Raw genomic sequence first — 22,830 nt, 5'->3', positions numbered from 1 at the left:
AAAATCATTTTATGATGACTCAATGGGTTATTTTTTAAGGGCTTTTGAGATGCCCTTTTTTAATTTAATAATAAATTATTTTTCTTTTGTAATTTCTTGTATATGATGAACGATTTGCTCGAGTTCAAGTACAAGAGATTCAAGTGACTCTGAAATTTCTGCTAAGGTATTAGTAGCATGTGATTGATGTTCAGTTGAAGTCAAAATACTACTAATATCTAAATGAAAACTAGAAGCTATTTCTTCGATTAGAATAAACTGTTGTTTTGTTTCATTTGAATTGTTAAGTAATTGAGCAGACGAGTCAACGGTCAATGCACTCTTGGTGTTCACTTCATTAGAAGAACCAATCATTTGTTCAAGAACGTTTTCGGTTTCTGTTGAGCGGGCTAGCCCTTCTTGGACGTCTTCTAGACTATCGCTCATTTTGTTGGCAATTTGCTCAATTTGTTCTTGTAGTAAGCGAACGACTTGTTGGCTTTCGTTAGCTGCCTCATTTGATTGTTGAGCAAGCTTTCGAACTTCCTCTGCAACAACAGCAAAACCTTTCCCTTGCTCACCTGCTCGAGCAGCTTCAATAGAAGCGTTTAAAGCAAGCAGGTTTGTTTGATTGGCTATGGTTGTAATGGTTCCGATGAAGGTTCCAATATTTTGGGATTGTTTGATTAATTGCTGAACAAAGAGATCGACATGCTGAACATTCTCTGCAATTTGTTCCATTTGTTTCTTTGTGTGTTGTACGACTTGTTTCCCTTTTTGGACTTGTTCTGAAGTATCTAAAGATATTTTTTGAACAGTATCTGCAGTCTCCTTCACTTGTTTAAGTTGATTTAACATAGATTGAATTTGGGTGACACCGGTTGAAATTTGTTTAAACTGTTTGTCTGTACCTAGTGAAATGGTTTCAACGGAAGAGGCAATCTCATGACTTGTTTTGTTCGTTTCCGTAATACCATCTTGAAGCTTGTGAACAGAAGTAAGTACGGAACCACTTCGATTATTTAGGCGTACTAACACATTATTTAAAGCATCTTGTTGTAGGGTGACTTGTTTTTCGTAGGCGTCGGTTTTTATTTTTTTAGTATGAATTAAAAGAATCGTAGCACCACTTGTTAAAAGAAGGTAAATAGCATGAATAAGCAATAAGCTAAATTGATAGTCAGAAGTACCACAGAGTAATTCTGGAAAGAAGAAGTAACCAGCTATGTGATGAATGGCAAATATAGATGTGCTATAGATGACTAATTTCATTTGATCGTAATATCCTAGTAAGGCAATAACCATAAATATAGAAAAATGATATTCGACAAGACCATTACCGCCTGCAATGATAGAAATACTACTAAAGGTAAGTGTTGTGACAATAAGCCAAGGTAAGATAGGAGATTTTTGATTTTGTTTATAAGCAATAAAGCTGATTATCAATAATAAAATCGGTAAAAGAAAAAGAATATTTTTAAAAAGGAGCAAACCGCTAGATAGTTGGCTAATTCCTTGTAAAAGAACATATGTATCTAAAAATCCAAAGAAGCGATGGGAAATATGGGTGAATAGTGATAGTAGGACGATTAAAGTAGCTAAAAAAAGCATTGTGGTATTTTTATTTAGTGAAGTCAATTGGTTATTCTCCTTTATCTCAATAGTTGTTGGGAGCTTATCTTCAATTAATAATAAGGTGACTAACTAACCTATTATAATAGATATAGTTCAAAAGGTCTATTTGTAATCGTTGCTAGAAGGAGAACATTTTTTAATAGAAGTTAAAGTTTTACAGAATGGTAACTTCAAATTCCTATTAATATGTGATAATTTATAATTGAAACGACTCGTTATAATGAATCGAGGTATCTAATGAATTTTTTTCAAAAATTGATAGAGGTATTTATCATATCGATGAGACTTGGTTTGACCTCATTTGGAGGGCCAGTCGCCCATCTAAGTTATTTTCATCAAGAATATGTGAGAAGAAGAAAGTGGCTGAGTGAAAAGGATTACGCTGATTTAGTGGCGTTGTGTCAGTTTTTACCTGGTCCTGCTAGTAGCCAAGTTGGGATTGGAATTGGTGTGATGCGAGCCGGAGTTATTGGAGGGTTTATCTCTTTTTTAGGGTTTACTTTTCCTTCTGTGTTCGCTTTAATCTTGTTTGCACTATTTGCTCAGCAAGCTGGTGTTGCTGATTTTGGTTTTATCCACGGTCTCAAAATTGTAGCCGTCGTTGTTGTTGCCCATGCGATCATTGGGATGGCTCAAAACTTAACACCTGACGTTAAGCGAAAATTGATTGCTCTTTTTGCTCTTCTATTCACTTTGTTAATCCCAAGTGCTCTGGCTCAAGTTGGGGCCATTTTTGGAGCAGCTGTCGTCGGGTATTGGCTGTACAAAGGGAAGACCGTAGAAAAACCTGGAGGAGAATTAATATTTCCTCTTTCAAAAAGATTCGGTATCATTTGTCTTTCGTTATTTTTCGGTTTACTCGTTGGTTTACCGATTGCGAGTTACCTTATTCAATCGAATTGGTTAGCAATGATAGATAGTTTTTACCGAGCGGGATCATTAGTTTTTGGTGGGGGACATGTTGTTCTACCACTATTAGAGCGAGAGTTTGTTCCGACTGGTATGATTAGTGAGCAAGAATTTTTAGCAGGGTATGGAGCGACACAAGCTGTACCTGGTCCGCTATTTACATTTGCTGCATACATTGGGGCGACCATTTCTGGATGGTCAGGTGGTGTAGTCGCAACGATAGCGATTTTTACACCAGCCTTTCTTCTTATACTAGGTTGTTTACCATTTTGGAATGTCTTAAGGCAACATAAAAAAGTCAACGCGGCATTATTAGGGGTAAATGCAGCGGTTGTCGGCATTATTATCTCGGCCTTTTATGAGCCGATTTGGACAAGTGCGATTCTATCTTCGGTTGATTTTGCATTTGCCGCTATCTTATTCAGTATGCTTGTTTATATGAAATTACCTCCATGGGTTATCGTTCTGACAGGAGTGATAGGAGGTACCATTTTAGCAGCTTTAGCCTAATAGAAGTCAGTTACTTTATTGAAAAAAAGTGACTGGCTTCTTTAAACTGGCTTTTAATTAAACGTTTATTTAAAACGTGAATTGATGTGAAAAATTAACTTATTTAATTTGGTGATAAAATAAATAATCGTTCTTGACCTTCACGTTACGTAAAGCTTTATGATGAAATTATCAGGAGGTGAATGCATGGAATATACGATAAAAAAGGTCGCGGAAATGTCAGGTGTTAGTACACGAACGCTGCGTTATTACGACGAAATTAATTTATTAAAACCAGCAAGAATTAATTCATCGGGTTATCGTATTTACGGGGAAAAAGAGATTGATCAGCTGCAGCAAATTCTCTTTTATCGTTCAATTGATATGAAACTAGAGGACATTCAGACCATGCTTGCGAAACCTGACTTTGATGTTCAGGTTGCCCTCCGCTCTCATTATGAAGAATTGCTACAAAAGAGAGCACAGATTGATCATCTGTTGACGACAGTGGCAAAATCGATACGTCACCATAAAGGAGAGATTAAAATGAGCGATCAAGAGAAATTTGAAGCGTTTAAGCAGGATAAATTAGCTGAAAATGAAAAAAGTTATGGCAAAGAAATTAGAGAAAAGTACGGTAAACAATCAATCGAAGCTTCCAATCAGAAGTGGATGAATATGAAGGAAGGGGATTTTGAGAACATGCAAAAAGTGGAGGGTGAGATGTTTGAAGCATTAGTTCGTTTAGCCAAAACAAACGTCTTAGAATCGGCTGATGCAAAAACGGTTTATGAAAAACATAAAGAATGGTTGAGTTATTCGTGGCCAGAGTATTCAACGGAAGCCCATGTTGGCTTAGCGGAAACGTATGTTGCCGATGAGCGTTTTGCAGAATATTATAATAGCAGAGCAAAAGAACAAGTGGTCGAGTTATTACGTGATGCGATTGTTAAATATGCAAATTGAACTACCCCCATTAATCCAATTTTCGGTCGGATTGAAGTGGGAGATTCTTGGGAACAGAGCGTACTTGCCAGCGTATTTCTTTGCCAACAGAGGTTTCTCTTATGGACCAAGCTATCCCCGTAGATTCCTACGGTTCTTTAGACTCGTTTAAGCTGAAGCGAGTATTCGTAAACCTTCAGCTAATAGATTTCGACTGGCATTTATATCTCTGTCGTGATGTTGATGGCACGCAGGACAAGTCCAGACTCTTATTTCAAGAGACTTCTTGCCCTCTTGATGTCCGCAACACGAACAGATCTGACTAGATGGAAACCACCTACTTACTTTCATGATCGTTTTGTCGGACCATTTCGCTTTGTATTCTAATTTCGTGACAAAAGCAGACCATGAGACATCAGAGATGGACTTAGCCAATTTATGATTGCGTAACATTCCTTTCGTATTCAAATCTTCTATACAGACAATATCGTGGTTTTTGATGATTTCTGTACTGAGTTTGTTCAGGAAATCGTCACGCTGGTTCAGGACTCTTTCATGTAATCTAGCAACTTTTACCTTTTGTTTCTGATAATTTTTCGCATCCAAAAGTTGGACACCCTTCTTTTTTGCACGTAACGCACGTCTTGAAAGTTTTCGCTGTTCCCGTTTCAGTTTCTTTTCCATTTTGGATGTGAACTGATGATTGTCCACCTTGCGACCATCCGAAAGAATCGCAAAGTCCGTGATGCCTAAGTCTAGGCCAATCGATGTTTTCGTTTTCTTCATGGGTTCGACTTCTACTTCTGCAAGAATCGAGACAAAGTATTTCCCGCTTGGATTTCGTCTAATGGTCGCGTTCAGAATACGACCTTCTACCTCACGACTTTTAGCAAACTTCACTAGTCCAAGTTTAGGTAACTTGATTTTGTGGTCAACGATAGCTATATTCCCATTCGTGTGTTTCGTGGTATAAGATTGAACAGGGTTATTCTTTGATTTAAAACGTGGTGCTTGATTTTGCTTTTGGAAAAATCGTGAGTAGGCATCCGCAAGGTTTTTAAGGGAGGACTGAATCGCAATGCTGTCCACTTCTTTTAACCACGTCCATTTTTTCTTTAGCTGTGGTAATTGAGAAGAACAAGCCTGATAGGTTAATCCTTTCCCTGTTTCTTTGTGCGTATGATTCCACTCTGCTAGAAAGTGATTGAATACAAAACGAGAACAGCCAATGGTTTTGACAATCAAGGTTTCTTGTTCTTTGCTTGGATAGATACGAAACTTAAAGGCTTTGTTGACTAGCATGGCTTTCACCCCTTAATAACAGAACGTTTGTTCTTATCTTATCATTAAAAGGAGCGTTTTGGCTACCACTAACCGACATTCATCTCCCACGTATCGTTGGGCTACTCTACATACAACGATTGAGGATGGAGTCTTCTGTCGGAAAGTAGGTAAATAAAGAGTAAAAAGTGATCGGTAATCGGTCACTTTTTTTGTGTGTTGTCATTGTTTTTATATTTTGAATATTGTTGTAATATAGTAATGAAGGAGTGTGAAACATACATATGGCAATTTTAGCAAGAATGATAACGATTATGCTTTCATCTATTTTATTTTCTACTGTGGTTGCGTTTATACATTACATACCTGTTTCTCGGCAAGAAGAAGGTGGCGATTACTGGAGTTTTTTAGATTTAGTGTATTTCAATTTGCAATCAAGTATCCTCATTTTCACGGCCGTAGCTCTTATTATTTACTTTTTTGATCGACAGTTAAAGAAAATTGAGCCCATTAAACGCCAAGCGAGAACCATTATACATTTAGTTGGCGGTTTTTTATTTGCGATTGGTTTCTTATTATTACTTGATAGTGTTGGAGTTGCTAGTTGGATGACTTTGATTCTAATCGCAGGAGCAGTGTCTGTTTTGCATTATTTTGTTTTATCGGGAGCTAACAAGTTATTGGTAAAAGAGTAAAGGAGAGGATAATTAGTTGGAGAAGTCTAATGCGATGGTTTACTTTTGGTTGGCGGGAGATTCCTTTCCGGTTGAAGAGGTGACGAGGAGGTTGGGAATTATACCGACCGAATCGTATCGTAAGGGTGATGTCATTCGGTACTATCCAATTTATCATACAAGAATCGAAACAGCCTGGAAGTATGGAACAGATTATCAAGAAACAGTTGATATTGAAAATCAATTTGCTCAAATTATCTCGCCATTACAAATGAAAAAAGAGGAGCTAACGGCGATTATAAATGATTATTCCATCGAAGCAGGAATTACTATCGTTTTGAATATTTTAGAAGGTCAGACACCAGCTCTTTTTTTTACGAAGGAGGTCATTCAATTTGCGGCAGAGCTTCAGCTAGAAATTGATGTTGACCTTTACGCGTATCCATACAAAGAAGATCAAGAAGATTTGTTCTAAATGAACAAATCTGTATCTAAACTTTAAAGATGTGTATCCTCCATGGCAGATGAAAAGTCACCTAGCTGGGAGGTTTTTTTATTGAAAGACAGTCGTAAATTCGGTCAAGTATAAGTCAGAATCGTGAATTTTTGCTGAACTGAGTTTACTTTGTATCTTTGTAAGGAATGATAAAACTAATACAAATCATTGAGGAGGGCTGATTGTTATGAGAGACGCTATTAAAAAAGGAATGGCTTTAGGGTTTGGTTTGGCAGTCGCAAGTAAGGAACAGGCGGAAAAAGTTTTTGATGAACTTGTTAAAAAAGGTGAACTAACGAAGCAGGAATCGAAGGAATTTATGAATACGGTCATTGAAAAAGGTGGAGAAAAGCAGGAGCTGTTCGATAAAAAGCTACAGGAACAGATGAAAAAGATGTTAAGTGAGTGGAATGTGGCCACAAAGGATGAAGTAGAAAAGTTAGAACAGCGAATTATACAGTTAGAACTTCAATTAAAAAATAAAGAATAAACGAACAGCTATATGAATGACTGGATAATTAATTAAGGGAGGGATTCGTATTTTTGAGAGACGGTTTCGCCACATACATCGTTATCGAGAAATTGCCGTCGCCTTCTCCCGCAATGGATTTGGCTATTTAGTAAAAGAATTAGGATTACATGAGTTTTTGTCATTACCGAAAAGGATGTTTACCAAAGATCGGAAAGAAGTGCAGACTAAAACAACTGGTGAGCGAATCCGTTATTTTTTAGAAGAACTTGGTCCTACTTATGTTAAGCTTGGGCAAATTGCTAGTACGCGTCCTGATCTCATTCCAGTCGATATTGTCAAGGAATTAGAAAAACTTCAAGATCATGTAACCCCATTTTCATATTCCGAAGTAAAGGAAATCATTGAAGAAGAACTCGAAATGGAGATGGAAGAGCTCTTTACTGAGTTTCATGAAGAGCCACTTGGTTCTGTCTCGATTGGGCAAGTACATTATGCAGAATTAAAGTCAGGTGAAAAGGTCGCGATCAAAGTTCAACGTCCAAATATCGAAAAGATGGTTAGGACAGATTTAGAGATTTTGCAGGATATTGCTGAAATAGCTGAACATAGACTTGAATGGGCCGCTCAATACCAAGTAAGTGATATTATTAAGGAATTCTCTACCGCTCTTTTAGCTGAGCTAGATTATTATTTTGAAGGAAGAAATGCGGGAAGAATTGCGAAACAATTTAATGATGTCGACTATATTCGTATTCCGAATGTGTATTGGGATTATACGACAAAAAAAGTTTTGACAATGGAGTATGTTCAAGGAAAGAATTTACTTGATCTTGAGCAATTACACAAGCAAGGATTTAATACAAAATTAATTGCAGAAAGAATTGTTGAGTCCGTTATGCAACAAATTCTTATTGATGGATTCTTCCATGGTGATCCACATCCTGGAAATGTAACAGCCTTGCCTGGGGATGTTGTCGTCCTAATGGACTTTGGAATGGTCGGGCGGTTAACGCCACATATGAAGTCAAATCTTGCCTCATTAATCATTGCTATGATGAATCAAAGTACCGCTGGGATTATTAAAGCGATCATGCGAATGGGGATTGTTCCAGATTCTGTTGATATTGAATTGTTAAATGCGGATGTCGAGCTTCTGCGAGATAAGTACTATGATATTCCGTTAAGTCAGGTTAGTCTTGGTGAGGCAGTGACCGATTTATTTTCTGTTGCCCACCATCATGAAATTAAAATCCCTTCTAATTTAACCTTAGTTGGAAAAGCACTTCTCACCATGGAAGGATTAGTGGAAAGACTTGATCCAGACATAAGTATTATCGATATTGCTGAGCCATTCGGACGGAAATTAATTATTGAACGATATCGACCTGATAATCTTGTTAAGGACTCCTTTAATCATTGGACTGAGTACTGGGAGCTATTTACCGAAGCACCGAAGCATATAAAAGATGTGACGGCCATGCTGAAAAAGGGGAAGGTTCCGATTGAAGTGGCATTTCCAAAAGCGGAAATGTTTTTAAATAAACTTGACCGAGTGAGTAACCGTTTATCGTTTGCGATTGTGTTGCTTTCATTTAGTATTATTATGGTTGGTCTTCTGATTGGTTCGGCTATTAGTAGTCAATCCTCTTTGCTTTGGGACATACCAGCTATTGAAGTTGGATTTGTGATTGCGATGCTGATGTTCGTTTGGCTCATCTTTTCGATTTTTAAGTCAGGTCGCTTTTAGCAGAAGAATGGTAAAACGAGACGAGATGCTAGAGAGGGGAATCTTTGTAGCATCTTTTTTATAAGTTGCTTGATACTCTTAGGATGATTCATTCATGTTAAAAGAATATATAATCAATAACCTGTAGTTCAACCTAGATGACAAATTAAGAATGATAATCGTTGTTCAGTTACATACTATCTGTAATTTGAAAGTCATTGAGGTGGTTTGTAACATGCCTATTTTAGAAATAGAAGATACTACTTTGTATTATTCCGTAAAGGGTACAGGAATTCCGCTCGTTTTTATCCATCCACCGCTTCTGACGAGTGCCAATTTTATGTACCAATTAGAAGGGTTATCGCAATCGTTTAAAGTGATAACTTTTGATATTAGAGGTCATGGAAGAAGCGGCTATTCAAAAGAGGAGATCACCTACCCGCTTATTGTCGAAGATATGCTGAAAATTTTAGATCATTTAGATATAGAAAAAGCATTTATTTGTGGATATTCAACGGGTGGTTCTATCGTTTTGGAGTATTTATTGACAAAACCTAATCGGGCGTTGGGTGGCATTATTATTAGTGGTATGTCGGAAGTGCGGGATTTTTATTTAAAAGAGAGAATAACCTTTGCCGTCAAACTAGCAGAAAAGAAAAGAGTTCCTTTTTTGAATTTGGCCATCACATGGGGAAATGCGGATAAACGACAAGCATTTTTTCGTTTGTTTAAAGAAGCATCACGGGGAGAAGTTGAAAATATTCAACAATATTACCGTTATAGTTTACGCTATAATTGTACGAGGATGCTGCCTAAAATTGATTTGCCAGTTTTGCTTGTCTACGGTACAAAAGACAAATCTTTTCATCGGTATGCCAGGCTTTTGCATAAAAAGATTCCTCATAATCAATTAGTTTTTTTAGAAAATGAAAAGCATCAACTTCCAACGAAAGCTGCACTTAAATTAAATGATGTTATTCATCAATTTGTTTCTCACCAATCAAACGGTTCAAAACTTGATAAGGAAACATGAGAACAAAAACAGGCTCACCTATTTAAGGTGGGCTTATTTCTTTAGTATTAAAAAATACTTAGGTCTAAGTTGTGTTAATGTTTATTTACCATTTCTTAACAAAGAGAGAGTAGGATGTTTAAACTCTTTTAGGTAATATAAAAAACGTAAGCTGCTTCATATTATCACTTTGGAACGTAAAGAAAAATCAAAGGGAGATGAGTAGTGTATGAAAAAGAGTTTAAAAAGAATGGTAATTGTCGCATTAAGTATCGGATTGGTTGTTTCAGGTTTGGCACCTAGTGCTTCTGCACAAAAAAAGGATGAGTCCCTCTACCCGGTACCAGCTTCAAAAATTCTTAATGTTGCCCATCGTGGTGCTTCTGGTTATGCCCCTGAGCATACATTGGTTGCTTATGAGATGGGGGAAAAAATGAAAGCCGATTATATTGAAATTGATCTTCAGATGACTAAGGATGGCGTTTTAATTGCGATGCATGATACGAACGTTGATCGTACGACAAACGGTTCCGGTGCAGTCGCAGATATGACACTAGAGGAGATCAAAGAACTAGATGCAGGTTCTTGGTTTAATGAAAGGAATCCAGAAAAAGCGAAGAGTAAATATGTCGGTTTAAAGGTTCCAACTCTTGAAGAAGTGTTTCGAAAGTTTGGACGTTCCTCATTATATTATATTGAAACGAAGTCGCCTGAGCTTTATCCGGGGATGGAAGCCGAGCTACTTAGACTTTTAGATAAATATAACTTAGCAGGTGTGAATGGTCGTTCAAGTAAGGTGATGATTCAATCGTTTATCCCTGAAAGTTTAATAAACATCCATGAGATGAATCCGAATTTGCCATTGGTTCAACTTCTGAGCCAGCCAGTTTTAGATGAGGGGGCAGATGCCCAGTTAGAAGCAATAAAAGAGTATGCGATTGGTGTCGGGCCTAGCTTTACAAGAATTACAGAGGAATATGTACAAAAAGTACATTCGCATAACTTGTATATCCACCCTTATACGGTCAATACGAGAGAGGCGATGGAAAGAGCATTAGACTGGGGTGTGAATGGACTTTTTACCGATTATCCGGATGTGTTTAGAGAAGTGATTAAAGAACATAAAAAGAGATAATACAGTAATGATTCTGCTGTTCATTCAAAAAAGTAGGTGAAGGTGCTCATAGCCATACACCTACTTTTTGTTAAGTCATTAGATAAAGAAGTGATTTTTGCTAAAATTTGAGAGCTTTTATTGAACTCTTTCTACAATCGTTGCTACACCTTGACCGCCGCCAATACATAAAGTCGCGAGGCCAACGTTACTTTGTCTTCGTTGCATTTCATGTAAAAGGGTGACGAGGATACGAGCGCCACTAGCACCGATTGGATGGCCTAAAGCAATCGCTCCACCATTTACATTTAATTTATTTGGGTCAAATTGTAATTCTTTTTGTACTGATAGAGATTGAGCAGCGAACGCTTCATTTGCTTCGATTAAATCCAGGTCTTCAATGGTTAATTTCGCTTTTTCTAGTGCCTTTTTAGTTGCGGGAACTGGTCCGATACCCATAATTTTCGGATCAACACCACTGCTTGCATTACTAAGAATACGGGCAAAAGGTTTAAGTCCAAGTGCTTTTGCTTTTGACTCACTCATAACAATCATACAAGCAGCTCCGTCATTAATGCCAGAAGCATTCCCCGCTGTCACGCAGCCTCCATCACGTTTGAAGGCAGGGCGGAGCTTTCCGAGACTTTCCAAAGTCGTTTGCGGTTTAATATGTTCATCAGTTGAAACGAAAATAGGGTCACCTTTTCGTTGTGGGATCGTGACTGGAACAATTTCAGCATCAAAAACTCCAGCGGAATGGGCGGTCGCTGCCCTTTGATGACTTTGCACAGAGAAATCGTCTAATTGTTCGCGCGTTAACTCATATTTTTCTACTAAATTTTCAGCGGTTATTCCCATATGAATGTCATTAATTCCACATGATAATCCGTCGTGAACCATACTATCAATCAGTTGTTGATTACCCATTCGTAAACCAGATCTCGCATTCATACTTAAATAAGGAGCCTGGCTCATATTTTCCATTCCACCTGCTAAAACGACTTCCGCATCTCCTGCTATAATTGCCTGTGTGGCTAAGTGGATCGCTTTTAAACCAGAACCACATACTTTGTTAATCGTCATGGCTGATACGGATTCAGGAATACCTGCTTTTAGGGCCGCAAGTCGAGCCGGATTTTGCCCTAGACCTGCTTGAAGAACGTTTCCCATGATGACTTCATCGATTTCTTCAACGTTTAAATTAGCACGGTTAATGGACTCTTTTAAAACGAGTGCTCCTAAGTCAACTGCGGATACGTTTTTTAATGAGCCAGAAAAGCTACCAATCGGTGTTCTGACGGGCTGAATGAGGACAACATTTTCTGCCATTATTCTGCCACTCCTTCATTCACTAAATGATCGGCTACGGTAAAGTTAGCTTCGGTAATGGCTCGAATTTCCTCGACCGTTTCGTCGCTAAGGATTTCTGTTAAGACCATTCCGTTATCTGTAAAATCAAATACAGCTCGGTCGGTAATGAGACGGCTGACGACTTGAGTTCCTGTTAAGGGGAGGTCGCATTCTTTTTTGACTTTTGCTTCTCCAGCTTTATTAACGTGATCCATAATGACAATTACTCGTTTGGCACCTTGGACTAAATCCATCGCTCCGCCCATGCCTTTGACCATTTTTCCTGGGATCATCCAGTTTGCTAAATCACCAGTCTCGGAAACTTCCATTCCCCCAAGAATGGCGAGGTCAATATGCCCGCCGCGAATCATTGCGAATGATTCAGCATTATCAAAATACGAGGCACCGGTCATCGCTGTAACGGTTTCTTTTCCGGCATTGATTAGGTCTGGATCTTCCTCTCCTTCATACGGATAAGGTCCAATACCGAGTAGGCCATTTTCAGATTGCAAGAAAACGGTTTTTGTGTCTGGGATTTCATTAGCTAAAAGTGTAGGCATACCAATTCCTAAGTTGACATACATGCCATCCTCAATTTCTTTGGCAGCACGTTGAATGATACGTTGACGAGCTGTTAACATCTCCATTCCCCCTTATGTTAATTCGTTTGTTTTTGACGAGTTGTTTTTCTTTCAATTCGTTTCTCATATTGATCGCCTTCTACGATGTGTTGTACATAGATGCCAGGAGTGTGAATGAAATTTGGATCAAGTTGCCCAGCTTCGACGATTTCTTCGACTTCTGCAATCGTCACTTTTCCTGCAGCTGCTGCTAATGGATTAAAGTTTCTCGCTGTTTTGCGGTAAATGAGATTACCGAATGGGTCACCTTTCCAGGCTTTTACAAAGGCTACATCGCCAGTGATGGCTCGTTCTAACACATAGGCTTTTCCGTCAAACTCCTTTATTTCTTTTCCTTCCGCGACTTTTGTACCGACACCAGTTGGAGTATAGAAGCCTGGGATTCCTGCACCACCAGCACGAATTCGTTCCGCCAATGTACCTTGTGGAACGAGTTCTACCTCAAGTTCACCGTTCAAAAATTGTGTCTCGAATAATTTATTCTCACCTACATAAGAGGCGACCATCTTTTTGATTTGACGATTTGCCAGTAATAATCCTAAACCCCAATCATCAACTCCACAGTTGTTGCTAACAAACGTTAAGTCTTTTACACCGCTATCTGCTAAAGCTAAAATGGCTTTTTCCGGAATTCCGCATAAACCGAAGCCGCCCGCGATAATCGTATCGCCATCTTTAATAACAGAGATGAGATCTTCCATTGATTCTGCACGTTTTGAGCTCATACTTTACACTCCCTTATTTTAAAAAATTCAAAGATTATAAGTTATATTGAAAGCGTTTTCTTTGTATCTACTTTACTAAATGTCAGACTATTAGTAAAATGAATAAATATTATAACTATCATTCTTATTTGGAATAAATGAAAGGTGATGACCTTATGGATATTAAACAAGTGCGTTGTTTCCTAGAGGTTTGTAGCCAGCTCAGTTTTTCAAGGGCTAGCCAAAAACTACATCTCTCGCAATCTGCTTTAAGCAAAATCATTCAAAGTATGGAGGACGAACTAGGAATTAAATTATTCGATCGCTCTACAAGGCATTTATATATTACGGACGAGGGAAAGGCTATTATTCCTTATGCTAAAAGGCTTCTACTAAAAATGGAGGATTTTATGAAGGTTGCTTCTGAACAGCATCAAGCAACAACAGGTCACGTGAAATTTGGTCTGCCACCTGTAATTGGTTCTAGTTTTTTTCCGAGTGTCATAGCTCAATTTCGTAAGGCGTATCCAGGAATTGAGTTAGAGATTGTGGAAGAAGGATCAAGAATCGTGGAACAAAAGTTACTTGATGGTCAACTGGATGTGGGGGTAGCGATACTTCCACTTGATAAAGAAAAGTTTGAAGTACAGCCGATTATTGAGCGGAAATTAAAGCTTGTTTTGCCAAAACATCATCGTTTTGCTTTGCAAAAGGCGGTGAAATTAAAGGATTTAAAAGATGAGGAATTTCTCATGTTTAGTCGGGGGTTTACCCTTTATGATCGAGTTCGTGATGCCTGTATTAAAGCTGGGTTTGAACCGATTGTCGTGCAAGAGAGTAGTCAGTGGGATTTTATGATTAAGATGGTTTCAGTAGGAAATGGAATATGTGTGCTACCGGAAACAATTTGTGAGCATGTTCATCTTTATGATTGTACAGCTGTTGATTTAATTGAGCCCGTTATTGAGTGGAATTTAGCGTTAATTAGGCGAAAAGATAGTTATTTATTTTCGACTATGAAGACATGGATGGAATTTGTGTCAGTTTCCCTTAAGAATCAACAACAAAATTCTTAAAAAACAGTACAAAGCTTCGTTAAAGCTCTGTACTGTTTTTTTAGATTAAAAGAATAACAAACCAATTGTGATTGGGATAAAGGCCCAGAATAAAAGGATCAAACAAAAGCCCATAATGTCACGTACTTTTAATCCAGCAATTGCTAAAATCGGTAAGGCCCAGAATGGTTGAATCATATTTGTCCAAGCGTCTCCCCACGCAACGGCCATTGCAATCTTTGCCGTATCGGCACCTAGTTCAAGTGCAGCAGGAATCATAATGGGTCCTTGAACTGCCCACTGTCCTCCACCTGATGGGACAAAGAAATTGATAATACCTGCACTAATAAAAGTTAAAATAGGTAAAGTTGTCTCGGTTGAAATGTTAACAAACCAAGTAGCAATTTGTGCAGATAAGCCAGAGGCACCCATCATCGCCATTATACCTGCATAAAATGGGAATTGAATAATGATTCCACCTGCATTTTTGACCCCTTGGGTAACCGCATTCAAAAATCTTTTTGGCGTACGATGAAATAGAATCCCTAAAAATAACATAGTGAAATTAACAATATTGATATTTAAATCGAGCCCATTTGAAGCAAAGTGAAAAATGATGTAGATTAGACCAAATCCGCCAACTAGAAAAGAGAGAATTTGGCTGTTTTCTACACGCTCTGCCGGTGTTAAAGGTACATCAGATGTAGCCGCACCCTCATTTTTATTGTTTGCTTCTAAGAAAGCTGGATCAATAATCGTTTTGTCTTTAATTGATTTTAATGAAAAATAGTTGATGATTGGCAAAGTTGCAATTAAAGTGACGACGATAAAGATATTATAAGGAGTTAATAATGTTTGAGTAACTGGAATGGAACCGATTGTGTCAAATAAAAAATGATTGTCTGTAGCGATGGTTAATGGGATTGAAGCGGACAAACCACCATGCCAGACAAGAAAACCACTGTAAGCGGAAGCAACGAGTAAACGATAATCTACCGTTGGAACTTGTTTCACAACATGTTTAGCAAATAATGCTCCAATCACAAGACCAAAACCATAGTTTATTAAGCAAGCTACTGATGCCACGATAGTTACGAGTACGATTGCTTGTCCCGGTGTGTTCGCTACTAAAGCGAGCCTGCCTAGCAAGTTAGTAACAATTTTAGAGCTTGCAAGTATATATCCTGTGATAACGATAAGAGCCATTTGCATCGTAAAGGCTAATAAATCCCAAAAACCCGATCCCCAATGATTAACCATATCGACAGGAGTACTTTCTGTCATAAAGATACCAAGAATAAAGACGATAAAAGTTAATAACAAGGCAAAAATAAAGGCATCAGGTAAATAGCGTTGAACCATTCGATCGAAAAACCTTATCAACCCACCGAACATTAAAAATCACCTCTTATAATTTTTTATAATTTCGAAATGAAAAAAAGACTGCGGATATAAATAACAAACAAATTATGAAAACGCTTTCTGAACTTATAATTTTTATTTATATCATAGGTTTTAAAGATGTCAATAAGTGAATTTATAAAAAAAGAAAAAGAGTTGATCGGGTGAAAGAAGATAAATAAGTTGTTCTTTTTGTATTTTAAAATAATAAAATTTCTCTTTGATAAGAGATGAAAATATTATTATTAACTAATCTTAAGAGTTTAACTATGTTTGTAAAAAGGGTCATTAAATTGTTTTGAATATATTTATATAATGAAATTTTCTTTTTCTGGACATGGTGTTTTTATGGTTTTAGTAGGAAATACAATGAAAAATATTTTTATAAATAAACATGCTTCTTGTTGGAAGTTAATGACCAACCTTGTTAGATGACTGTAACTAAATTTAGAAAGAAGTGATTAATAGACTTTTGAACGTTTTAATTATATAGAAATTTCCTTTTGGTTATTTGTTTAAAAACATTAATCAATAATCTTAAAGTATATGACGGATAATGTTCAATAAATGCTCTAGTGGATGACTCAACCTCATCATTTGCATGAATGATGTAATCTAAAGGTAGAAAGTAATAATAAAAGACGATCGATTGAAAGGGTGACTTTAAGGATGGAGCATTTAAATCAAAATCGAACGATTCCACTTTTTGATTGTGATTATGAACAATTTGATCAGCATTTAGAGTTTTATACAGCACTTGGGTTTGAAATTACGTATTATCAAAAGGTCCCATATCGATTTGCCTCTGTCGTACATTCAATAGCGGAGTTTGGTTTTTATGGTGCTAATAAGAAAAAAGAGACGATCAATGTTGGTGGCTGTAGTATTGTTGTACCGAATGTTCGTGAGGTTTATCATGAATTAAGAGCGAACTTAAAGCAACATTACGGGAAAATTCCATCAAAAGGAATTCCACGTATCTCACGCTTAAATGAAACGGTAGAAGATTGGCGGTTCAACATAACGGACCCGAATGGGAACTATATTATTATCTGCGAAGCAAAAGGAGATTCGGCAACTCTGATGGAAACGGAAGAGGAGCGGGTTAAGCATTTATCGAAATTTGAAAAACTATATAAACAAGCGTATCGTTTAGCCTACTCTAAGGAAGATTTTCGAGCGGCAAGGAATTTATTAGAAGCTGCTTTTAAAAGACATGGCGAGGAGCTTTCTCCAGAATTAGTTATTAGAGGAAAGGTATTGCAAGTCGATGTTCTTAATGAGTTGAGTGAGCTAGCGAAAGCGAAAGAAATTCTGAAGCAATTAGATGATCTCCAAGTGGCCATCTGATATCAATGATGAGCTTGCAGAAAGGTTTCGTGATTTAAAGGAAGAGCTTTTGTAATTGAATGAAAGCAGCATTCGATATGAGGGCTTTCTTAAGTTGAAAAAGGTGAGCCTATGAGCTTTATTACTTTTCATTTGCTAAAAGATTGCTCATAATAAGAGTCGTATCATTTAACAAGTTTATGACACGGAGGGATAGTTAATATGAAAGTTGTGGCTATTGTTGGAAGTCTTCGCCAAGAATCCTTTAACAGAAAATTGGCAGAACATATTAAAGAACGTTACGTCGAAAAGTTTAATTTGGAAGTGCTCACTTTGGATGAGTTGCCATTTTATAACCAGGATGTTGAAAAGGAACCACCATTAGCTGTCGTTACGTTTAAACAAAAGGTAAAAGAAGCGGATGCTGTTATTTGGGTGACGCCAGAATATAATGGTACGATTCCTGGAGTACTAGGAAATGCGATTGATTGGTTATCGAGAGTGGACCAGGTGATGGTTGGAAAACCTTCTTGGTTAATGGGGGCAGCAACAGGGAATCTTGGAACGGTAAGAGCTCAATTGCATTTGCGTGATATTATGTTTTCGCGTGGAATTTCTTCGCCTGTTTTGCAAGGTAGTGATGTGTTTGTTGGAGCGGCTCATGAAAAATTTGATGTTGCAGGTAAGTTAGTCGATGTGCAAACCATTCAATTTATAGATGCTGCCGTAGAGAATTTCATTCAGTGGATGGAAAAGCATTATTTATAAAGAATAAGTGTCGATGGCTGATTCATTTAATGCTTAAAAAGGGAAGGACAGGGCTTCAGTAATAAAGAGGCTCTGTCCTTTTTTGGGTAGGTATTTTTATTATATCCTAAATGATGAGAAATTATATGGTAGTTAGCCTGTTAAATAGAGAGAGCAACTATTTCTATTTATACGGATAACTGTGATCTCTATTTAAAAATCCTATCACATTGGGTGGCCACTGAAAAAGTCTCAACACCAGCATTTTCTTTAAAAAAATCAAAAGTTATTAGGTTTTTATGTGAAAAGTCATTCATAGGAGCAAACTGTTTTTTATGATCCAAAACGGAGCGAGCGGAATGCCCGGAGACTCCTGCGGGAATAGTGAAATACGGGAGACCCCGCAGCGATGAGCGCGGAGGCTCCCGGTTCACCCGCGGAACGCGTAGGGCATGCAGCTCGAGGAGTCGGCTAACTAATGTAACTATATTTTAACAAATAGACCGTTTTTCAGTGGCCTCTCACATTGGTAGGGTTATTTTTCTTTAAGCTGTGAAGTTTTAGTTGCTGTTTAATTAATGGGGGTTAATGAAATGGAGGAGGGATGTGGATGATTGTATCGAATAAATGAATATGGAGGAGTTGGACTAGCTGAAAGTATTATGTAGATAAATTGCTTGGAGTGAGAAGTGATGAAAATAAAATCGATATTGCTTTTGTGTATTTTATTAATGGGTTGCCAAAACCAAGCAAAGAGCATGGAAGAGGACTTAAGGCCATTAACACAAGTTGTAGGGAGATTATTTTCTCATTGAAATCGTAACGCCAACTCTGGTAGCGGAAGGGCAACAATTTGTTGTAGAAACAAGTTTGACTTATTTGGGTGAAGAAGAAGTGGAGCTCAGTTATAATGGGCCAATTCGCATTTATTTTGATGGGAATGCTTATGAATATGCTTATACAGAGGATGAACATTTTCGAATAATCAATCAAGGTTACCAATTTAAACAGGAGACTGAATTGGAAGCAGGAGAAGGGGGGACATATCAAATGATTTTTGATCCTCATTTTAAAGTTAATGGTAAAGATTATTATATTAATGATATTGAGGTTGAACCGATTGAAGTTACAATTAAGTAACTCTTCTGAGAGAAGGATTTAAGCGATAATAAAGCTAGTTAAATAATTTCACTCAAACTTTGTTCAAAAACTTTAAACAAACGTTTAATTAATCGAGCATTTCCTTGATTTTTAAGGAGATTTTTAATGTTATGGAAAGAGGCCAAGTGAAAATGAACCATTTAACGATCGTCGGAAGATTACTTGTTTGGGGCGGGTTTATCCTTTTTATAGGGGCATTATTTGTAAGGTTAAAAGTATTTCCGGAAGTGCCTGAGTTGTTTCAGCCACTAACGTATCCAACTCTCATCATTGGTATGGTTTTACTTTTGACAAGTAGCTTTTTTCGGAAACGGACATGAATGAAAGGGTGCTATATTTATGGATAGTGGAAACAAATGAGCGATTTTTTTCTATTCTGTTAGCGGTGTTAGAAACAAAAAAGAGAAATTAACATGAAGTATAGGTTATTAAAAGAGAGGGGGAAAGGTAGATGAGCCCAACAGATATCACTATTAAAAAATTGGAGAAGTCTAATTGGGAGCAAGTCCGTGAAATATATATAGAAGGTCTAGCTACCCGAAATGCGACTTTTCAAACAGAAGCACCTTGTTGGGACATTTGGGACGAAACCCACCATCACGTCGGACGACTTGTTGCAGTGGTAGATGGAAAAGTAGTTGGCTGGTGTGCACTAACGCCCATTTCGAGTCGGCCTGTTTATCGTGGTGTGGCAGAGGTTAGTATTTATATTTCGAAAAAATATACAAATAAAGGGATTGGAAGTCAGTTAATGAATAGTTTGATAAAGGGTAGTGAAGCCCAAGGAGTTTGGACATTACAGGCTAGTATTTTCCCTGAAAATGAAACAAGTATACTTTTGCATAAAAAGTTCGGTTTTAGGATTGTGGGCCGTAGAGAAAAAATCGCTCAACTTGATGGCATTTGGCGAGATACGATTTTGGTTGAACGTAGAAAAAGAATCAACTATTAAACCGTCCCAGCTGGTAATACGCGATGAGACGGTCCTTTTGTCTCCAAAGGAGTCGTTGCGGAAAATGTAGGATATTAATAACTCTTTTTATTTCGTAACTCATCACGAATGTCTCTTAAGAGCTCATTCCGTTCTTTAAATGATTTAAGTACTAAAACGGTCACAACGACAACAAAAACAGGGACAGCTAAGGATAAAAGTAGACTAAAGATGCCAAATAAAGCAAATTCCATTTAAGTTCCTCCATTCAGAAAAATAATTGAAACTTGTTTACGTGTTAACGGTAGGGAAGGTTTCGTTAGATACATTATTATTCATTATGCTAAGATGAAATTATACAGATTTTAGGAGTGATGCCTTATCGGAATGAATTTTCATGATCAGAAAAATCGAAGTTCCTATATGACTAGAAAGGCAGATCAAAGTTGGTTAAAGTCGTTTCAGCAACTCGTTCCTATCACTAAAGTGGAGCGAGCAATTGATATCGGTTGTGGTGGCGGGATTTATACGAAGGCTTTATTAGAGATGGGGGTTCAATCAGTTATCGGTATTGACTTTTCCGAAGTAATGATTGAAGCAGCAAAGGAAAACTTGCAGGATTATAACAATGTCTCTTTTCAAAAAGGAACGGCTTACGATTCTCAAATTGAAACCGATTCTGCTGATTTATTATTAGAACGGGCACTAATTCATCATCTCGATGATTTAAATGCTTGTTTTAGTGAGGGATTTCGTATTTTACGAAGAGAAGGACATTATTTAATACAAGACCGAACCCCAGAAGATTGTCTCCTGCCTGGAAGTAAAGAACATATAAGAGGCTACTTTTTTGAATTATTTCCTCATCTAATTGAAAAAGAAAGTGCAAGAAGATATACAAATGAACAAGTTATATCTGCATTAAAACAGGCCGGTTTTTCCAAGAACACAGAAGTCCAACTATGGGAAGTCCGGGAAGAATACAAGGACAAGGAACAGCTTTTGAATGATATCCGTGAGAGAACAGGAAGAAGTATTTTACACGATTTAACGGACGCACAGCTTCAGGAGTTAGTTTCGCATCTTGATGAAGTATTTCCTTCAGGTGAAGTGATTGTCGAGAAGGATCGCTGGACGATTTGGAAGGCACAAAAGGAATAACATCTTTAATTATGTAAAAAGAGAAGTATGACTTTGATGGAGAGCATCAACTTTAGTTTAGTTTAATTAAACATTTGATTAACCCGTACTTCTCCTGATGTCTTTGACTTGTTTAGGAATACTTTCTATCTAATTATTAGTACTAAACAAGGAAAAGTGATCCATATAAGGGGAGTGTTTAACATAATATTTAGATTTACGAAATAAAATAATGGTGATACGAGTAGTGCCTTTTAATAGTTAAAGTATGGGGAGCGAATCGAATGCAAATGGATGATCGGTTTTATTTAGAGTTAGCTTTGACAGGGGCTGAGCTAGATTTTGCTAAAAATACTTATCCAGTCGGAACAAAACCATAATCATGTTCAAAAATTAAGGAAAGCGATTAAGCAGCTATAGGAGAAATGACTTTGATGCGAAAAACTAATATTCAACCGTACAGATTAGAATGGAAGCAGGCTTACTTGGAGGAAGAGCAACTATTAAAGGAGATTTTTAACAAAGAAATCATTGAGATTTTTCATATCGGTAGTACTTCCGTTGCGGCGATTTTATATGCAAAGCCGATTATTGACATTTTAATTGAAGTAAAAGATATCAATAATGTCGAACAAAAAAATCAAGTGATGCAACAAAATGGTTATTTAGTCAAAGGAGAGAACGGGATTTCTGGTAGAAGGTATTTTTCTAAAGGCTGTGGCAATACAAGAACACATCATATTCATATTTATGAAACTGGAAATTAGCGAATTAGGGAACATTTAGCTTTTAAAAGTTATCTGAAGGCTCATCCAAAATTGGCGAATCAGTATGGTGAATTAAAAATGGCCTTACGAAAAAGCAAGTTTTACCTTATTCGAATTGGTTTGAGCTAGAGTATCGAATCAATGATGAGAGATTGAAGTAAAAATAAACGAATGGCCGTATGACCATTCGTTTACAGTGGCTGTTCGTTCTAATCGGACTTTTTATTCTGTTCGTCTGAATATACATTGCCGAAGACGAATTTTCTCATATAGGTTGCCACTTCAATAGGAGATTGTTTCATACCTGTGTCGAGCCAATGTTGGATGACCCCTAGCTGGGATGAGATCGAAATGGCACTTATGTAATCGATGGGGACTGTTGCTGGAAGGGAGGCACGATGTTCCTTAATCAACCTTTCCATATTCTCCATCATTTCTTTTTTTAGCTTTACGTGAAAACTGGGATCACCTTTAGGGCCAAGCAATACCGTCATTAATTCGGAATGCTCTTTGACACACTCAAGTAGTTTGACCATGTAAGGAGAAGGCTGGTTCATTAATTGTCTATTTTTGCGGAAATCCTTTTGACTTAAAAAGGTTTGGATACGTATCTTTTTTAACTCTTCGATAATTTCCATTTCACATTTTTCGAGAAGATCGTATTTGTCTCGATAGTGTAAATAAAACGTTCCTCTGTTGATATTCGCTAGCTCAGTAATATCTCTTACCGTTAATCCTTCAAATCCTTTTTTCAGGATGAGCTTGGTTAAGGCATCTCGTATCATTTTCTTGGTACGGATAATCCGACGATCTGTTTTGGGTCTATCCAATTCGAAAACATCCTTTGAAAAATATTTTAATTATTGAACAGA

24 protein-coding genes are annotated in these 22,830 nt (G+C 37.3%); 16 read left to right on the top strand and 8 right to left on the bottom strand.

Annotated features, from left to right (window positions below):
• Positions 1 to 75 precede the first annotated feature (75 nt).
• Positions 76 to 1,617: a methyl-accepting chemotaxis protein gene (locus AA0017_RS17740; protein ID WP_413376625.1), complete on the bottom strand. Its 1,542-nt coding sequence runs from the start codon at positions 1,615 to 1,617 to the stop codon at positions 76 to 78.
• 234 nt (positions 1,618 to 1,851) lie between these two features.
• Here AA0017_RS17740 and chrA point away from each other — a divergent pair, with 234 nt between their 5' ends.
• Together chrA and AA0017_RS17730 are read left to right on the top strand one after the other, a co-directional pair.
• Positions 1,852 to 3,033 carry a chromate efflux transporter gene (chrA, locus tag AA0017_RS17735; protein ID WP_413376623.1) on the top strand — a complete coding sequence of 394 codons (1,182 nt, stop codon included), beginning with the start codon at positions 1,852 to 1,854 and terminating at the stop codon, positions 3,031 to 3,033.
• 186 nt (positions 3,034 to 3,219) lie between these two features.
• On the top strand, positions 3,220 to 3,978 hold the full coding sequence (locus AA0017_RS17730; protein ID WP_413376621.1) for a MerR family transcriptional regulator: 759 nt from the start codon (positions 3,220 to 3,222) through the stop codon (positions 3,976 to 3,978).
• A gap of 147 nt (positions 3,979 to 4,125) precedes the next feature.
• Here the strand turns inward: AA0017_RS17730 and tnpB are convergent, their stop codons facing one another.
• Positions 4,126 to 5,259 carry an IS200/IS605 family element RNA-guided endonuclease TnpB gene (gene tnpB, locus AA0017_RS17725; protein ID WP_413376619.1) on the bottom strand — a complete coding sequence of 378 codons (1,134 nt, stop codon included), beginning with the start codon at positions 5,257 to 5,259 and terminating at the stop codon, positions 4,126 to 4,128.
• Between the two features lie 263 nt (positions 5,260 to 5,522).
• On the opposite strand from tnpB, the gene AA0017_RS17720 reads away from it, so the two are divergent.
• The 6 genes from AA0017_RS17720 to AA0017_RS17695 all read left to right on the top strand — a co-directional run bounded on the left by AA0017_RS17720 (position 5,523) and on the right by AA0017_RS17695 (position 10,753).
• Complete coding sequence (locus tag AA0017_RS17720) at positions 5,523 to 5,933, top strand: hypothetical protein (protein ID WP_413376617.1); 411 nt, start codon at positions 5,523 to 5,525, stop codon at positions 5,931 to 5,933.
• Positions 5,934 to 5,949: 16 nt separating this feature from the next.
• Complete coding sequence (locus AA0017_RS17715; RefSeq protein ID WP_413376615.1) at positions 5,950 to 6,387, top strand: DUF4279 domain-containing protein; 438 nt, start codon at positions 5,950 to 5,952, stop codon at positions 6,385 to 6,387.
• Positions 6,388 to 6,595: 208 nt separating this feature from the next.
• Positions 6,596 to 6,898, top strand: a complete 303-nt coding sequence (locus tag AA0017_RS17710; RefSeq protein ID WP_413376614.1) for a phasin family protein — start codon at positions 6,596 to 6,598, stop codon at positions 6,896 to 6,898.
• Positions 6,899 to 6,947: 49 nt separating this feature from the next.
• On the top strand, positions 6,948 to 8,627 hold the full coding sequence (locus tag AA0017_RS17705; RefSeq protein WP_413382688.1) for an ABC1 kinase family protein: 1,680 nt from the start codon (positions 6,948 to 6,950) through the stop codon (positions 8,625 to 8,627).
• 214 nt (positions 8,628 to 8,841) lie between these two features.
• Entirely contained in the window at positions 8,842 to 9,639 is a 798-nt protein-coding gene (locus tag AA0017_RS17700) for an alpha/beta fold hydrolase (protein ID WP_413376612.1), read from the top strand.
• Between the two features lie 208 nt (positions 9,640 to 9,847).
• The gene (locus tag AA0017_RS17695) at positions 9,848 to 10,753 is read left to right on the top strand and encodes a glycerophosphodiester phosphodiesterase (protein ID WP_413376610.1); all 906 of its coding nucleotides are present in this window, start codon (positions 9,848 to 9,850) and stop codon (positions 10,751 to 10,753) included.
• A 117-nt stretch (positions 10,754 to 10,870) separates the two neighbouring features.
• On the opposite strand, the gene AA0017_RS17690 is transcribed toward AA0017_RS17695, so the two are convergent.
• Genes AA0017_RS17690 through AA0017_RS17680 form a run of 3 tightly spaced genes read right to left on the bottom strand, consistent with a single transcriptional unit; the run spans position 10,871 to position 13,448 of the window.
• Positions 10,871 to 12,061, bottom strand: coding sequence for an acetyl-CoA C-acetyltransferase (locus AA0017_RS17690; RefSeq protein ID WP_413376608.1), 1,191 nt, complete (start codon positions 12,059 to 12,061; stop codon positions 10,871 to 10,873).
• Entirely contained in the window at positions 12,061 to 12,723 is a 663-nt protein-coding gene (locus AA0017_RS17685) for a 3-oxoacid CoA-transferase subunit B (RefSeq protein ID WP_413376606.1), read from the bottom strand. Before AA0017_RS17685 ends, AA0017_RS17690 begins: the two co-directional genes overlap by 1 nt.
• Before the next feature lie 17 nt (positions 12,724 to 12,740).
• Positions 12,741 to 13,448 carry a CoA transferase subunit A gene (locus AA0017_RS17680; RefSeq protein ID WP_413376604.1) on the bottom strand — a complete coding sequence of 236 codons (708 nt, stop codon included), beginning with the start codon at positions 13,446 to 13,448 and terminating at the stop codon, positions 12,741 to 12,743.
• A gap of 155 nt (positions 13,449 to 13,603) precedes the next feature.
• Here AA0017_RS17680 and AA0017_RS17675 point away from each other — a divergent pair, with 155 nt between their 5' ends.
• Positions 13,604 to 14,503, top strand: coding sequence for a LysR family transcriptional regulator (locus AA0017_RS17675; RefSeq protein ID WP_413376602.1), 900 nt, complete (start codon positions 13,604 to 13,606; stop codon positions 14,501 to 14,503).
• Positions 14,504 to 14,548: 45 nt separating this feature from the next.
• Here AA0017_RS17675 and AA0017_RS17670 read toward each other — a convergent pair whose 3' ends face one another.
• Positions 14,549 to 15,877, bottom strand: coding sequence for a short-chain fatty acid transporter (locus tag AA0017_RS17670; protein ID WP_413376600.1), 1,329 nt, complete (start codon positions 15,875 to 15,877; stop codon positions 14,549 to 14,551).
• 675 nt (positions 15,878 to 16,552) lie between these two features.
• Here AA0017_RS17670 and AA0017_RS17665 point away from each other — a divergent pair.
• The 5 genes from AA0017_RS17665 (at position 16,553) to AA0017_RS17645 (ending at position 20,072) form a co-directional block, all read left to right on the top strand.
• On the top strand, positions 16,553 to 17,233 hold the full coding sequence (locus AA0017_RS17665) for a hypothetical protein (RefSeq protein ID WP_413376598.1): 681 nt from the start codon (positions 16,553 to 16,555) through the stop codon (positions 17,231 to 17,233).
• Between the two features lie 201 nt (positions 17,234 to 17,434).
• Positions 17,435 to 17,980 carry an NADPH-dependent FMN reductase gene (locus AA0017_RS17660; protein ID WP_413376596.1) on the top strand — a complete coding sequence of 182 codons (546 nt, stop codon included), beginning with the start codon at positions 17,435 to 17,437 and terminating at the stop codon, positions 17,978 to 17,980.
• An 873-nt stretch (positions 17,981 to 18,853) separates the two neighbouring features.
• The gene (locus AA0017_RS17655; protein WP_413376594.1) at positions 18,854 to 19,099 is read left to right on the top strand and encodes a hypothetical protein; all 246 of its coding nucleotides are present in this window, start codon (positions 18,854 to 18,856) and stop codon (positions 19,097 to 19,099) included.
• A gap of 131 nt (positions 19,100 to 19,230) precedes the next feature.
• Positions 19,231 to 19,440: a hypothetical protein gene (locus AA0017_RS17650; protein WP_413376592.1), complete on the top strand. Its 210-nt coding sequence runs from the start codon at positions 19,231 to 19,233 to the stop codon at positions 19,438 to 19,440.
• A 131-nt stretch (positions 19,441 to 19,571) separates the two neighbouring features.
• The gene (locus AA0017_RS17645; protein ID WP_413376590.1) at positions 19,572 to 20,072 is read left to right on the top strand and encodes an N-acetyltransferase family protein; all 501 of its coding nucleotides are present in this window, start codon (positions 19,572 to 19,574) and stop codon (positions 20,070 to 20,072) included.
• Positions 20,073 to 20,146: 74 nt separating this feature from the next.
• Here AA0017_RS17645 and AA0017_RS17640 read toward each other — a convergent pair whose 3' ends face one another.
• Positions 20,147 to 20,305 (bottom strand): hypothetical protein, encoded by a 159-nt coding sequence (locus tag AA0017_RS17640; protein WP_413376589.1) that lies wholly within the window; start codon positions 20,303 to 20,305, stop codon positions 20,147 to 20,149.
• Between the two features lie 127 nt (positions 20,306 to 20,432).
• On the opposite strand from AA0017_RS17640, the gene AA0017_RS17635 reads away from it, so the two are divergent.
• Together AA0017_RS17635 and AA0017_RS17630 are read left to right on the top strand one after the other, a co-directional pair.
• Positions 20,433 to 21,212 carry a class I SAM-dependent methyltransferase gene (locus tag AA0017_RS17635; RefSeq protein ID WP_413382685.1) on the top strand — a complete coding sequence of 260 codons (780 nt, stop codon included), beginning with the start codon at positions 20,433 to 20,435 and terminating at the stop codon, positions 21,210 to 21,212.
• A 413-nt stretch (positions 21,213 to 21,625) separates the two neighbouring features.
• The gene (locus AA0017_RS17630) at positions 21,626 to 21,958 is read left to right on the top strand and encodes a GrpB family protein (RefSeq protein WP_413376587.1); all 333 of its coding nucleotides are present in this window, start codon (positions 21,626 to 21,628) and stop codon (positions 21,956 to 21,958) included.
• Between the two features lie 209 nt (positions 21,959 to 22,167).
• Here AA0017_RS17630 and AA0017_RS17625 read toward each other — a convergent pair whose 3' ends face one another.
• Positions 22,168 to 22,788, bottom strand: coding sequence for a TetR/AcrR family transcriptional regulator (locus AA0017_RS17625; RefSeq protein ID WP_413376585.1), 621 nt, complete (start codon positions 22,786 to 22,788; stop codon positions 22,168 to 22,170).
• Positions 22,789 to 22,830: the final 42 nt, after the last annotated feature.

This window comes from Alkalihalobacillus phoenicis (genome assembly GCF_047302405.1).
Lineage (GTDB): Bacteria > Bacillota > Bacilli > Bacillales > Bacillaceae_D > Alkalihalobacillus.
This window is presented reverse-complemented; position numbering and strand designations above follow the sequence as displayed.

Excerpts from the sequence above, each read along its gene's own strand:
- AA0017_RS17720 (WP_413376617.1), top strand. The coding sequence starts at position 5,523 with ATGGCAATTTTAGCAAGAATGATAACGATTATGCTTTCATCTATTTTA.
- AA0017_RS17665 (WP_413376598.1), top strand. The coding sequence starts at position 16,553 with ATGGAGCATTTAAATCAAAATCGAACGATTCCACTTTTTGATTGTGAT.
- AA0017_RS17700 (WP_413376612.1), top strand. The coding sequence starts at position 8,842 with ATGCCTATTTTAGAAATAGAAGATACTACTTTGTATTATTCCGTAAAG.
- AA0017_RS17685 (WP_413376606.1), bottom strand. The coding sequence starts at position 12,723 with ATGTTAACAGCTCGTCAACGTATCATTCAACGTGCTGCCAAAGAAATT.
- AA0017_RS17690 (WP_413376608.1), bottom strand. The coding sequence starts at position 12,061 with ATGGCAGAAAATGTTGTCCTCATTCAGCCCGTCAGAACACCGATTGGT.
- AA0017_RS17695 (WP_413376610.1), top strand. The coding sequence starts at position 9,848 with ATGAAAAAGAGTTTAAAAAGAATGGTAATTGTCGCATTAAGTATCGGA.
- AA0017_RS17650 (WP_413376592.1), top strand. The coding sequence starts at position 19,231 with ATGGAAAGAGGCCAAGTGAAAATGAACCATTTAACGATCGTCGGAAGA.
- tnpB (WP_413376619.1), bottom strand. The coding sequence starts at position 5,259 with ATGCTAGTCAACAAAGCCTTTAAGTTTCGTATCTATCCAAGCAAAGAA.
- AA0017_RS17710 (WP_413376614.1), top strand. The coding sequence starts at position 6,596 with ATGAGAGACGCTATTAAAAAAGGAATGGCTTTAGGGTTTGGTTTGGCA.
- chrA (WP_413376623.1), top strand. The coding sequence starts at position 1,852 with ATGAATTTTTTTCAAAAATTGATAGAGGTATTTATCATATCGATGAGA.
- AA0017_RS17670 (WP_413376600.1), bottom strand. The coding sequence starts at position 15,877 with ATGTTCGGTGGGTTGATAAGGTTTTTCGATCGAATGGTTCAACGCTAT.
- AA0017_RS17675 (WP_413376602.1), top strand. The coding sequence starts at position 13,604 with ATGGATATTAAACAAGTGCGTTGTTTCCTAGAGGTTTGTAGCCAGCTC.
- AA0017_RS17730 (WP_413376621.1), top strand. The coding sequence starts at position 3,220 with ATGGAATATACGATAAAAAAGGTCGCGGAAATGTCAGGTGTTAGTACA.
- AA0017_RS17660 (WP_413376596.1), top strand. The coding sequence starts at position 17,435 with ATGAAAGTTGTGGCTATTGTTGGAAGTCTTCGCCAAGAATCCTTTAAC.
- AA0017_RS17645 (WP_413376590.1), top strand. The coding sequence starts at position 19,572 with ATGAGCCCAACAGATATCACTATTAAAAAATTGGAGAAGTCTAATTGG.
- AA0017_RS17640 (WP_413376589.1), bottom strand. The coding sequence starts at position 20,305 with ATGGAATTTGCTTTATTTGGCATCTTTAGTCTACTTTTATCCTTAGCT.
- AA0017_RS17630 (WP_413376587.1), top strand. The coding sequence starts at position 21,626 with ATGCGAAAAACTAATATTCAACCGTACAGATTAGAATGGAAGCAGGCT.
- AA0017_RS17680 (WP_413376604.1), bottom strand. The coding sequence starts at position 13,448 with ATGAGCTCAAAACGTGCAGAATCAATGGAAGATCTCATCTCTGTTATT.